This is a genomic window from Microbulbifer bruguierae (genome assembly GCF_029869925.1).
Taxonomy (GTDB): domain Bacteria; phylum Pseudomonadota; class Gammaproteobacteria; order Pseudomonadales; family Cellvibrionaceae; genus Microbulbifer; species Microbulbifer bruguierae.
On record NZ_CP118605.1, the window covers coordinates 1,949,985 to 1,962,901 of the forward strand.

The 12,917-nt window shown below is 57.6% G+C and carries 10 protein-coding genes; 6 read left to right on the plus strand and 4 right to left on the minus strand.

Annotated features, from left to right (window positions below):
* Window positions 1-193: 193 nt before the first annotated feature.
* Window positions 194-2,146 carry a PhoX family protein gene (locus tag PVT68_RS08405; RefSeq protein ID WP_280322281.1) on the plus strand — a complete coding sequence of 651 codons (1,953 nt, stop codon included), beginning with the start codon at window positions 194-196 and terminating at the stop codon, window positions 2,144-2,146.
* 79 nt (window positions 2,147-2,225) lie between these two features.
* Here the strand turns inward: PVT68_RS08405 and PVT68_RS08410 are convergent, their stop codons facing one another.
* Both PVT68_RS08410 and msrP read right to left on the minus strand, forming a co-directional pair.
* Window positions 2,226-2,843, minus strand: coding sequence for a protein-methionine-sulfoxide reductase heme-binding subunit MsrQ (locus PVT68_RS08410; protein WP_280322282.1), 618 nt, complete (start codon window positions 2,841-2,843; stop codon window positions 2,226-2,228).
* A complete protein-coding gene (msrP, locus tag PVT68_RS08415) occupies window positions 2,843-3,856 on the minus strand; it encodes a protein-methionine-sulfoxide reductase catalytic subunit MsrP (protein ID WP_280322283.1) in 1,014 nt (337 codons plus the stop codon). The genes PVT68_RS08410 and msrP overlap by 1 nt, the downstream gene beginning before the upstream one ends.
* A 290-nt stretch (window positions 3,857-4,146) precedes the next feature.
* On the opposite strand from msrP, the gene PVT68_RS08420 reads away from it, so the two are divergent.
* On the plus strand, window positions 4,147-4,293 hold the full coding sequence (locus PVT68_RS08420) for a lmo0937 family membrane protein (protein ID WP_280322284.1): 147 nt from the start codon (window positions 4,147-4,149) through the stop codon (window positions 4,291-4,293).
* A gap of 176 nt (window positions 4,294-4,469) precedes the next feature.
* On the opposite strand, the gene PVT68_RS08425 is transcribed toward PVT68_RS08420, so the two are convergent.
* Complete coding sequence (locus PVT68_RS08425) at window positions 4,470-5,078, minus strand: MarC family protein (RefSeq protein WP_280322285.1); 609 nt, start codon at window positions 5,076-5,078, stop codon at window positions 4,470-4,472.
* A gap of 67 nt (window positions 5,079-5,145) precedes the next feature.
* Here PVT68_RS08425 and aceK point away from each other — a divergent pair, with 67 nt between their 5' ends.
* Together aceK and PVT68_RS08435 are read left to right on the plus strand one after the other, a co-directional pair.
* Window positions 5,146-6,906: a bifunctional isocitrate dehydrogenase kinase/phosphatase gene (gene aceK / locus PVT68_RS08430; RefSeq protein ID WP_280322286.1), complete on the plus strand. Its 1,761-nt coding sequence runs from the start codon at window positions 5,146-5,148 to the stop codon at window positions 6,904-6,906.
* A 113-nt stretch (window positions 6,907-7,019) separates the two neighbouring features.
* Window positions 7,020-7,523 carry a hypothetical protein gene (locus tag PVT68_RS08435; protein WP_280322287.1) on the plus strand — a complete coding sequence of 168 codons (504 nt, stop codon included), beginning with the start codon at window positions 7,020-7,022 and terminating at the stop codon, window positions 7,521-7,523.
* Window positions 7,524-7,705: 182 nt separating this feature from the next.
* Here PVT68_RS08435 and ppk1 read toward each other — a convergent pair whose 3' ends face one another.
* Window positions 7,706-9,754: a polyphosphate kinase 1 gene (gene ppk1, locus PVT68_RS08440; RefSeq protein WP_280322288.1), complete on the minus strand. Its 2,049-nt coding sequence runs from the start codon at window positions 9,752-9,754 to the stop codon at window positions 7,706-7,708.
* Between the two features lie 172 nt (window positions 9,755-9,926).
* Between ppk1 and PVT68_RS08445 the strand changes: the two genes are divergently transcribed.
* Both PVT68_RS08445 and PVT68_RS08450 read left to right on the plus strand, forming a co-directional pair.
* Entirely contained in the window at window positions 9,927-11,426 is a 1,500-nt protein-coding gene (locus PVT68_RS08445) for a Ppx/GppA phosphatase family protein (protein WP_280322289.1), read from the plus strand.
* A gap of 13 nt (window positions 11,427-11,439) precedes the next feature.
* Window positions 11,440-12,909, plus strand: a complete 1,470-nt coding sequence (locus PVT68_RS08450; protein ID WP_280322290.1) for a protein adenylyltransferase SelO — start codon at window positions 11,440-11,442, stop codon at window positions 12,907-12,909.
* Window positions 12,910-12,917: the final 8 nt, after the last annotated feature.

The following is a 12,917-nucleotide window of genomic DNA, read 5'->3' on the forward strand; positions in this document are numbered from 1 at the left end:
GTATTTACTGGCGGTTATTTTGATGGGGCGCAGGCTAGTCTTGAGATGTGAAAATTTCGTTACGCTTTTTTTAAATTTGTCATATTGCGCCGCTAATCTTGGCGCAACTTGAATCGGGCACCAGCCCCAGACTCCGAAAACACAGGCGTCCCCCGGTGGTCCCGGCAAAATATTGCAGTCAGGTGAATAATTTATGACAAACGACAACCAGCAACCCACGAGCGCTGCACCGCAGAATCCGGCGCGCCGCACCCTGATCAAAGCGCTGGGCGTAGCCACTGCAGCCACGGCGGGCGGTGGTCTGCTGCCGGGTTGCAGCGCTGAAAAAAAAAATGCCAGCAGGCAGAACCTGGCATTCGCGGAAATTCCCCACCGACTGGATCACCACCACCATCTTCCCGACGGCTATGCCGCGGATCTGCTGATGCGCTGGGGGGATCCGCTGGACGGGTTTGCCGGCAACTTCGACCCGGAAAACCTGGACGCCGGCGAACAGGCCCGTCGCTTCGGCTACAACAACGACTTTATTGCCTTCATGCCCCTCGCCCCGGAGGCCGGCCCCGGTGAGGGGGATAAACACTGCCAGAGTCGCAATAGCGAACGCGGCTTGCTATGCGTCAACCACGAGTACACCCAGCCGCACCTGATGTTCGCCGGCTACAGCGAAGACAGCTCGATCCGCGGCACCAGCCACCCACACATCGCGGTGGAGCAGCAGGCCTGCGGCCACAGTGTGGTGGAAATCGAAAATACCGCGGAAGGCTGGCAGCCGGTATTGGGCAGTCCCTATAACCGTCGCATAACACTTACCACTGCGATGGATATCATCGGCGCTGCCGCCGGGGACCAGCGGTTGCAGACCAGTGAAGATCCGAGCGGCGCCCGGGTTTTCGGCACCGTCGGCAACTGTGCCGGCGGCAAAACACCCTGGGGAACGGTACTGATTGCGGAGGAAGGCTTCGGCGGCGCATTCCAGGGCGATCCGGACAATGTGGCGGACGAGGTGGAGGCGCGCAATCACCACGCCTTTGGTATCTCCCCGCAAAATCGCAACTGGGGCGACTACGACCTGCGCTTCGATATTGCGGTAGAACCCAATGAGCCCAATCGCTTCGGCTGGATGGTGGAATACGATCCCTACGACCCCGGTTCCAGACCGCGCAAGCTGACCGCGCTCGGCCGCTTCGAGCACGAGGGTTTTACCCTGGTAAGCAAACCCGGCCAGCCAATCGTGGCCTACGGCGGTGACGACGATGAGCACCAGTTCGTATATCGCTTTGTGTCTTCGGGCATTTACCACCCTGGCGACAACCGGCACAACCGCGAGTTGCTGACGGAAGGCACGCTGTATGCCGGTCAGTTCCGCGAGGGCGGTGCCGGGATGTGGCTGCCACTGGTGTTCGGTCAGGGGCCGCTGACGGAGGAGAACGGCTTTCGCAATCAGGCGGATGTGCTGATCGACTGCCGGCGTGCGGCAAAACTGATTGGCGCTACACCGATGGACAGGCCGGAGGATGTGGAAACGAATCCGGTGAACGACTGCACTTATGTGATGCTGACAAAGAACAGGAAGCGCGCGGAAGGCGATGAAAATGCGGCGAACCCGCGCGCGCGCAATACCGCGGGGCATGTTCTTGAGATAGTGCCGCCGGGGCGCAGTGGTGAGCGGGATCACGTGAGTGATTCCTTCCGCTGGAATACGTTTTTACTCGGTGGCAATCCCAATGCGGAAAGCCCGGCGGAGCGCGGGGCTTATGGTCAGCAACTGCCGGGCACTATGTCCGAGCACAGCTGGTTTGCCAACCCGGACAATGTAGCGTTCGATCAACACGGCAATATGTGGATTGCCACAGATGGTTGCGAGAGTTTCGGCTTTCACGATGGGCTCTGGGCGATGGCGACCGAGGGCGACCTGCGCGCGGCGCCGAAGCACTTCTTTGGCTGCCCGGAGGGAGCTGAAATCTGCGGCCCGGAATTTACTCCGGATGGCAAAACCCTGTTTGTTTCGGTACAGCACCCGGCGGACACGGATAACTCGACCTTTGATAATCCGCTCCATCGGTGGCCAGACAACGATCCCGCTATGCCACCACGCCCTTCGGTTTTGGCGATTCGTCGCAAGGACGGTGGGGCTGTGGGTAGCTGATGGTTTGGTTTTAGTGGTTGTTTCGCTGGCTCGGTGGCGGCCAAGCACCGCCACTGCACCCGCTTCAAAGCTTCCTAAACTACCAGCTTCGTAAGGACTTGATCCAACGCATGACGGATTCCTTTCTCCAGCACAACAAGGAAATCGCAATTCCGAGATAAATTGCCGGCTCAATCCAGCCACTTTTCACCGACCACCAAAAGTGCCAGCACGCCAGCAATACCGCCACATAAAGCAAGCCATGCAGTTTCTTCCAGTTTTTACCCATTTTCCTGAGCAGTGCCGGTATCGAGGTGATCGCCAGTGCGAACAGGATCAACCAGCAGGTAAATCCCAGCAGAATATACGTACGCCTGACCAGTTCCTCACCAATCAACGACCAGTCGAGCCCGAGATCCAGCGCCAGCCAGGTGCTGAAATGCAGGCTCGCCCAGACAAAGCACCACAACCCGAGAGGCCGGCGCAAACGGTTCAGTTGACCAAAATGCAGTGCTTTCGCCAGCGGCGAAACCACTAGCGTGAGCAGCAGCAAGCGAATGGTGCCCATGCCCAGATAGTGGATCAGTTCCACCACCGGGTCGCCGCCAAGATGTCCGGCGTTAATCGCATAAAAAAGCCACAGTAATGGTAGTAACCCGCCGAGATGCACACCGATCTGCAGCAATACGGCAACGGATTTCTTCGCGATAGCAGCCACTAGTAGAACTTCCGCAGGTCCATATTTTTGTACAGCGACGCCACTTCCTCGCCGTAGCCATTGAACGGCAGGGTTGGTTGGCGTTTTACCGAAAACAGTCCACCGGGACCGATAAAGCGCTCGCTGGCCTGCGACCAGCGCGGGTGGTCGACATCGGGGTTTACGTTGGCATAGAAGCCGTATTCATTGGGGGCGAGTTTGTTCCAGCTGGTGGGGGGCATTTTTTCCACCAGTGTGATTTTGACGATGGACTTGATGCCCTTGAAGCCGTATTTCCACGGAACTACAAGGCGAATCGGCGCACCGTTCTGGGGGGGCAGGGTTTTGCCATAGAGACCGACGGAGAGGATAGTCAGCGGGTGCATGGCTTCGTCCATGCGCAGGCCTTCCACGTAGGGATAGTGCACCCCACCGCCAACATAGCGATTGCGCTGGCCGGGCATCTGCTCCGGGTCATAGACAGTTTCGAAGGCGACGTATTTTGCGCGGCTGGTTGGCTGGAAACGCTGGAGGAATTTGCCCAGCTCAAAACCCACCCAGGGAATCACCATGGACCAGGCTTCAACGCAACGCATGCGGTAGATGCGTTCTTCGAGGCCGATGTCGCTCATCAGCTTCCAGACATCCACCGTGCCCGGCTTTTCCACTTCCCCTTCCACCCGCAGGGTCCAGGGTTCGGTCTTGAACCCCTGGCTGTATTTGGCCGGGTCGGTCTTGCCGGTGCCGAATTCGTAGAAGTTGTTGTGATTGGTCACCTTGTCCACCGGTGTCAGTACCAGATCCGGTGCCGGCCGCTGAGGGCTGAACTGCAGGGGCTTGCGTGGGGTCGCTTCACTAGCGCCACCTTCTACGCCATCGCCAAACAGATCCACGGCACCGGTATTGCCACTCAGCAGCAAGCCACCAATACCCGCGCCCAGGCCCTTGATCACACTGCGACGGGATACATAGGCAGATTCGGAGGTGGTTTGTGCTTCGCGCAACGCGCTCTTGGGGGGTACTTTGATCAACACGTGAAGGCCTCTTTCCTGTCCTGAAACTTTTTCTCGCCACAGTACTTGGTCGTTGCCGGGCGTTTTTTCTTACACTTTATTGCCGCTTGTGCCTCTATGGCAGCATCTCTTCGGGCACTCAGGCAAGCACTAAGAATGGTTCCAGATAGCGCGCCTCACCGTTATATCCGATTGCAATGTAGGACAGTTTTCTTGGTGGCTGCGCAAAGTGCAGACTATCGTTTCCTCAATACAGCCGAGTCCGTCTCACCGGCAGCGGCTGCAATTGGCAATGAAGTGAGGTAGCTCAGATGCTTGAGACGATTATCGTTATTCTGGTTGTGCTCTGGTTACTGGGACTGGTGAGTTCTTACACCATGGGCGGGTTTCTGCACATTTTACTGGTCATTGCGGTGATCCTGCTCATCCTGCGCCTTGTGCGCGGCCGCAGGCCATAATGTTATTTTTGTCAGATCGACACTGCGCTGACTTCATGCTGCTGCGGCAGCGATGATTGCTCAACGGAGGTAAAAAGCGCCGCTATTGCGGCGTTTTTTATGGCTGTACTTTTATGGCTGTACTTTTATGGCTGTACTTTTATGGCTGTATTTTACGCTGGCACCAGGGCTGCGGATCAACTCATAAAAAATTGCTGAATACCCAGCAGCACATTGGTGGTCGCCACCGAGGCCAGGATCAGCCCCATCACCCGGCTGACGATACTGGCACCGGCATTGCCAATCCAGCGGTAAATCCAGTTGGCGGTCAATAACAGCAGCAGCACGATCGCCAGGACCGCGAGCATGGCACTGGCGGTATTCGCCTGGTGAATAGTGTCGAAACGGTGATTATCCGTCAGTACCACCGCGGCCAACATCGCACCCGGTGATGCTATAGAAGGTACGGCTAACGGGAAAATCGCCGTCTCGTGTCCTTCGCGGATGATTTCCACTTCTCGCTCCGGCTTGCCTTCGCCGAAGATCATAGTCAGTGCGAACAGGAACAGCACGATGCCCCCCGCAACCTGAAATGCCGACAGCGGCACACCGATGGCTTCCAGTAAATATTGCCCCAGCAGCAGGAAGAAAAACAGGATGCCAGTGGCAACCAGCACCGCAATAATCGCGATCTTGCGCCGCTGCCAGTCGCTGTGGCGACTGGTCACCGCAATAAACACCGGCAGAGTGCCTACCGGGTCAATCACCGCAAAGAAAAAGACAAAGCTGCTGATCCAATCGTTCAAGTGGTCTCCCGCAGGCCCGTGCTAGTATCGGAAAAATAATGGAGATGATTCCTCAAGAGTCTAGTGCATGACAAACCACTCCCCGACCGCGCGGCGTATCGCCAAAACCATTCTCAATGGCTTTGATGCCTACTTCGCAGATTTCCAGAATATTACCCTGGGAGCCAAGGCGCGCTTCGAGACCGCAGCCTGGCCGGCGGTGCACGAGACCAACAAGGAGCGAATCGATCTTTACAAGGTCAAGGCCAACCAGGTGCTGAAGCTGGTGCACTCGGTGACCAGCAAAGATACCACCCAGCTCGAACTCTGGGGCCAGGCAAAAGCCACTTACAGTCAGTTGATTGCCAATAACAACAACTACGAAATTGCCGAAACCTTTTTCAATTCGGTGTTCTGTAGTCAGTTCCAGCACGCCCATATTCACGACAGTCATATCTTCGTCAAATCCTCCCGCGCCCCAGACGAAAAACCCCTGCGGGATTACAGCATCTACATAAGCTATAACGGCCGCCATGGGCTCAGAGCGATGATTGAGGACATCCTCGCGGACTACGAATTCTCCATTCCCTGGGAGGATCTGGAGCGGGACCTGGAACATATCTGCGATGCCCTGCGGGATGGACCGCTGGCCGGCAAGCTGGAGGATGAAGACGACGAGCAGCGCCTGCGGGTCGACATGCTGGAGTCGGTTTTCTATCGCAACAAGGCCGCCTATCTGGTGGGCCGGCTGATGTTTGCCGGTGAGGTGATTCCACTGATCCTGCCCTGCCTCAACAATGGCCGCGGCAGCGTCTATGTCGATACGGTGATCCACGACAACGACTCCGCCAGTATCATTTTCAGTTTCACCCGCTCGTATTTTATGGTGGATGCGCCCATTCCCTCGCGGTTTGTGCGCTTTCTCTCGACGATCATGCCACTGAAGGAAAAATCGGAGCTGTATAACTCCATCGGTTTCCACAAGCATGGCAAGACCGAGTTCTATCGCCATATTCTGGCGCACATGAAAGTGAGCAATGACAAGTTCATCATCGCCCCCGGGATCAAGGGCATGGTGATGAGCGTATTTACCCTCCCCTCTTATCCGGTGGTGTTCAAAGTCATCAAGGACAAATTCGACAACCCGAAAACGGTGACCGAAGAAATCGTCAAGGAAAAATACAAGTTCGTATCCCGCGCCGATCGTGTGGGACGCATGGCCGACACCCAGGAATACACCAACTTCATTTTCTATCGCAATCGCTTCAGTGAGGAACTGCTAAAAGAACTCCAGACCCTGGCGCCTTCTAAACTGCATGTGGACGACAAATGGATAATTATCAAACACCTGTATGTCGAACGGCGTATGGAACCCCTCAACCTGTATCTCGATGTGGCGGATGAGCCGCAGACCATCGCCGCGATGGAGGAGTACGGCAATGCCATCAAGCAACTGGCGGCGGCGAATATTTTCCCCGGCGATATGCTGCTGAAAAACTTCGGTGTTACCCGTCACGGACGCGTGGTGTTTTACGATTACGACGAGCTGTGTCCGCTGACCGAGTGCAATTTCCGAAAAATTCCCGAGGCCCAGACCGCAGAGCAGGAGCTGGCAGACAGGCCCTGGTACACGGTCGCAGAAGCCGACGTTTTCCCGGAGGAATTCCGGCTGTTCTTCTCCGGCAACCCGGTGGCACGCAAGGCCTTTGAAGATCAGCACAGCGATCTCTACGACTACCGCTACTGGCAGCGACTGCAGGAACGTATTCGCGCCGGCCGTATAGAAAGCACCTTCCCCTATCGCCGCAAGGTGCGCTTCCCGCGCCTGCCGATAAAACGCCTCCGCTGAACCCCCCTCCCATCGCGCCTGTCAGCCGCGACAACCAACCTCTTACTAGCGCGGCGAGGGCGGGATCAGGGGCTATAGTTAGGTGAGCGGTTTGATACCGAGGGAGGTTGGAAGTGCGGTATTTCGGCTGTGGCGCGATCTGCGCCGGTTTGGCCCTGTGGAGCCTGGCCTTGAGCGGTTGTGGCTACCTGCCCAGTGAAATGGAGCCGACCCCCAAGACCGAGAAGTCGCCGGAGACCGCCGACGGTGTCAGCCTGCACGCCGCCAGCTGCGACGTCAAAGCCAAGGGCTACAAGCTGGTGGACTTTGGCGACCTCTACGACGCTACCAGTGACCCCCGACACCCGTTTCGCCCCGCCACCAACCTTCCCGCCAAGTACGATGTGCGCGCCTACGTGTGGGGGTACGACAACTGCATGGAAAAAGGCCAGTGCCAAAACGGTGACCACTACTGGCTGATCAAGCGTGGACCGGAAAATGATTTTTCCACCTGGGTGGTAACGCCGCAGTTTCCCCGCATCACGATTGAATCCCGTTGCAAGGATCGCCTCAAGGTTGGGGAGCGTTACCGGCTTTCGTTTGAGAATGGGAATCTGGTGGGGTTCAGCAAAAACTAACCACATTCCGTATTCGCGCGAATGAAATTTCTGCGAAGGTGGCGATGCCGGGGGCAGCCTTGCCAGACCTTCACCGCCATGGATGGCGGTGCAGAGCCCCCAGGGAGGGGTTTACGGCGTGTCTGGGAAGGCTGCCCCCGGTAGCGCCACCGCCACATAGCCAGCACCGGAGCATCCTCAACTCATACCTCCAGCTTCTTCAGGTAGCGATAAATCGCATCCTGAGAACGCACATTGCGCTTGCTGTCGCGATTGGCAATACGGCTGTTGCTCTGTTCTGCATCCATCTCCCGCGCCTTCTGGTTGTCCTGCCACTGCAGTTCGAGAATATCCAGCACGGTTTGCCGGTGTTCTGGCAACTGCAGCGGGAAAGAGACTTCCACCCGGTGATCCAGATTGCGCGTCATCAGATCTGCCGATGACAGGTACACCAGCGGATCCCCGTCATTGTGAAATGCGTATACCCGCGCATGCTCCAGAAACTTGTCCACCAGACTGATCACCTGGATATTGTCGGAAACACCTTCAGCCCGGCACAACAGCGCGCACATGCTGCGCACAATGATGCGTACCCGCACCCCGGCGTCCCCGGCCTGGTAGAGGCGCTCGATCACCTCCGAATCCACCAGATTGTTGCACTTGATAAAAATCTCCGCCGGTTTCCCCGCCACCGCCGCGGATATTTCCCGATCGATCGCCGCCAGCAGGTTAGGCCTGTTGGTGTGGGGAGAAACCCAGATATGCTCATACTCCGGTCGCAGGTGGGTCTGCTTGATGAAATCGAACACCCGATAGGCGTCGGCACCCAGCTTGTTATCACTGGAGAGCAGACTGAAATCGCAATAAAGACGCGCAGTGCTCTCGTTGAAGTTGCCAGTGCCAAAATGGCTGTAATAGCGGTCGCGACCGCCCTCTTCGCGCACGATTGATATCAGTTTGCAGTGCACTTTGAGACCGGGGACACCGTAAATGACCTCGACCCCGGCATCGCTCAGCTCGTTGGACCAGTGGATATTGGCCAGCTCGTCAAAACGCGCTTGCAGTTCCACCACTGCGGTGACCTGTTTCTGGTTGCGCACCGCATTGATCAGTGCCGCAACCACCCGGGAGTTTTTTGCCACCCGGTACAGGTTGATGCGAATCTCCTTCACTTTCGGATCGATAGCGGCGGATGCCAGCAGCTTGGTGATCACCCGAAAATCGTGATACGGGTAGTAGCACAGGCGATCGCGCTCCCGCAGCCAGTCAAAAATATTGGCGCTGTCCGGCAAGGTGGGCAGCGGCTTGATACTGCGGTAGGTATGCTGCCGGCTGTCTGCCGGGAAGCTCATGAAGTCTTTCGAGTTGTGGTAGCGCCCACCGGGGGTGTAACTGTCGTAGCGCCCCATCTTGAGCTTTTTCTTGACCGCCTCCAGCAGCGCCTCGGGCATGGTGGAGTCATACACCAGACGTACCGGCTCCGCCTGCTTGCGTTTCTTCAGGGACTTTGCCACCCGGTCGACGATGTTCTGGGTCACATACTCACCCAGCTCCAGCTCCGCGTCGCGGCTGATCTTGAAGGTGTAGGCGGCGGCCTTCTCGATCGGCAGCACATAGCGGAACACGTCCACCAGACACGCGCGGATGACATTGTCGAGCACGATATACACCTTCTCGTGACGCTTCTCCCGGTGCGGCACCGCGATAAAACGCGGCAGTATATCCGTGGGAATTTCCAGCGCGGCAAAGCGCAGGCTGCCATCCTGCAGCTCCAGGTAGATACCGAAGTAAATGCTCGCTTCATTCAGCAGCGGCATGGTTTCCCGGTCGTCGATAAAAAACGGCTCCAGTTCCGGCAGCACTTCGCGATGGAAAAATTCCTCGATATACGCGCGCTGGTTGTCCGTGAGCTGACGCTCGTTGATGAGATGGATATTGTGCTCGCCCAGGCTTTTCAGCACCTTGGTGTAGGCGTTGCCAAAACGGGCCTGCAGTCGCAGTACTTTTTCATTGATATTGCCAAGCAGCTCGGAGAACTGCTCTTTCTGGCTACTGCCTTTGGCGAAGGTGGCAAGGCGCCGGACATCTGCCACGCGGACGCGGTAGAATTCGTCCAGGTTGTTGGAAAAGATGCCAAGAAAGCGAACCCGTTCAATAATGGGCACACTCTCGTCTTCCACCTCCTGCAGCACCCGGGCGTTGAACGAGAGCCAGCTGAGCTCTTTGGGGTACAGGGGAATGTCTTTTGCCATACTGTCTACAGCTTTTTCCGGGAAGTGTTGATCCTGTCCCGCGACATCCGGGCAGTGAAGGCCTGTTGGCAATGCAAAGGTTTTCGGTTTCAAGTTTATCTGTACCCAACGGCCAAAGTAATGGCTGCGCAGTTTGCTACATTTTTATTACCGTTATTTGACAACCATAAGCATGACAAATAATTCCACGACCGAGTCCAATCATGCGCGCTATGCTGCGCTCGATCTCGGGTCCAACAGCTTTCACCTGCTACTGGCGGAATTCCGCGAACTACGGATGGTGCGCCTGCACACCGACCGCGCCATGGTGCGACTGGCCGAGGGCCTCGACAGTGAACGCAATCTGGCGCCGGAAGTGGCGGAACGGGCGCTGGAAGCTCTGCGCCGCTTCGCCCCGGTGATCCAGGACCTGCCGGCAGACAATGTGCGTATTGTGGGTACCAATACACTGCGTATGGCCAGCACCCAGGCGGACGGTTTTCTGGAAGCGGCGGAAAGTATTCTCGGCGCGCCGATCGAAATCATTTCCGGGATTGAAGAGGCGCGCCTGATTTTCTCCGGTGTCATGGCCGCTGCCGAGGGGCCGCCGCGCCTCCGCTGTGTGGTGGATATCGGTGGCGGTTCCACCGAGCTGGTGCGCGGAGTCGAGACCCCGAAGCAGCTGCAGAGCGTGAATATGGGCTGCGTCGCCTTCAACCGGCGCTTTTTCGACAGCGGCAAAATTGACGCTGGCAAGCGCAATAATTTTGTACGCGCCCGCCGCGCCGCCCAGGCGGAACTACAGGAACTGCAGCATATGGCCGACGAGGCGCTGGTGATGGGCGCTTCCGGCACCATCAAATCGGTGGCGCGGATTCTGAACGACGGCGAGCTGCTGCCTATCCTGCGGGATGATATCGACCAGCTGGCGGAGAAAGTCTCCCGCTGCAAGACCGTAGAAGCCATCGACCTGCCCCATCTGGACCCCCTGCGGCGCCCGGTATTCGCCTCCGGCCTGGCAATTCTGCACGGTATTTTCCGTGAACTGGATATCCGCGAAATGCAGGTTTCCCCCTTTGCGATCCGCGAGGGTATCGTCCACGACCTGGCCGGGCGCGCTCAGGGCGGTGACCGCCGCGCGGATACCGTGGCGTATATGATGGAGCGCAGCGAAATTGATCCGACCCAGGCCAAGCGGGTGGCCAATACCGCGCTGCAGTTTTTTGGCCAACTGAATCCTCACTCCCGCGTCGCCGAACGCCGCCTGCTGCACTGGGCGGCGGACTTGCACGAGGTGGGTCTGTCCCTGTCCCACAGCAGCTTCCGCAAGCTCGGCGCCTTTATGATCGAGCACGCGGATATGGCCGGCTTCAGCCGCAGCGAGCAGGAAAATCTCGCCTATCTTGTGCGCAACCAGCGCGGGGATATCAAAGCGGTACAGGAGCACTACGGTTTTCACCCCAACAATGACCTGTTACTGTGCCTGCGTCTGGCCTGTATCGTGCACCGGGATCATGTGGACCGCAGCATAACCGGCCTGCAGCTCGCCGCCGACGGCCCCGGTTATACCCTTGCGATCCCCGAAGACTGGCTGTACCAGTACCCGGCCATTGAAGACCTGCTGAGCATGGAAGTGGATTGCTGGGACGACAAGAACATCAAGCTTACCCTGACCCAGGCATCCAGTGACTGATCCGAAACCCGTTTTGCACAAACTCGACTCCTTCACGCTGCAGCATCATTACGCTGATCTCGGCCCTGTATTCGGAACACCTACGGCACCCGCACCGCTGTCTGAGCCCCACATCATTCATGTCAACAAATCCGTGATGACGGAACTGGGACTGGACCCGGCGGAGTCGAATCATCCGGATTGGGCGCTGTTCAGCAGTGGCGGCAAGCTGTTTTCCGGCAGCCTGCCGTTTGCGATGAAATACACCGGCCACCAGTTCGGCGCCTTTAACCCGGAGCTGGGCGATGGGCGCGCGCTGTTGCTGGGCGAGGTGACGCACAATGGCAAACGCTGGGACCTGCATTTGAAGGGCGCCGGTAAAACCCCCTACTCCCGCTTCGGCGATGGTCGCGCGGTGTTGCGCTCCACCATTCGCGAATATCTCGCGGGCGAGGCGCTTACCGCCCTGGGCATTCGCAGCACCCGCGCGCTGTGTATTGCGGGCAGCAGTGAGCTGGTGGCGCGGGAAAAAATGGAAACCGGTGCGGCACTGATCCGTGTGGCCCAAAGCCATATTCGTTTCGGACACTTTGAATACCTGTTTTACACCCGTCAGCTGGAGGCACAGCACAAACTGGTGGAGTATGTGTGCGCGCAGTTTTTACCGGAAGTAGTCGGGGAACCGGTGCAGGTGCAGGCAGAGGCACTGTTGCGGCTTACGGTAAAGCGCAGTGCGGAACTGGCAGCAGGCTGGCAGTCGGTGGGCTTCGCCCACGGGGTGTTGAATACGGACAATATGTCGATCATCGGCGATACATTCGATTTCGGCCCTTACGGTTTTCTGGATGATTACGAACCGGGATTGATCTGCAACCATTCGGATCACACCGGTCGCTACGCCTTCGACGCGCAGCCCGGGGTGGTGCTGTGGAACCTGAACGCCCTGGCCCACGCGCTTTCTTCGCTGCTGGATACTGAGACGCTGAAGGATTGTCTGGGGCAGTATCAGCCGCTGTTAATTGAGTTTTATGCCGGGTTAATGCGCCGCAAGCTTGGGCTCGCGACAGAGGACGATGGGGACCAGCAGTTGTGTGCGGACCTGATGCAGTTGCTGGAATCCGGGCGGGTGGATTACTCGCTGTTTTTCCGCACGTTGAGCCATTACTGCGGGGAGCGGCCGGCTGCGGCACTGGAAGCTCTTGTTTCGCCGTCTCAGCATGAGCCGCTGGGGCACTGGCTTTCTCGCTATGACCAGCGTCTACAGAAAGAAACCCGTTCTGCCCAGGAGCGCAGCCGTGCAATGCTCCAGACTAACCCGAAGTTTGTGTTGCGAAATTATCTGGCACAGCGGGTAATTGAGGCGGCAGAGGGCGGAGATTTCCAGCCGCTGCATATTTTGTTTGATTTGTTACAGACGCCGTTTGATGAACACCCGGGGTTTGAGGGTTGGTCTGCCGCACCACCCGAGTCGGGGAAACATTTGCCCATTAGTTGCTCATCATAATTTCGTGG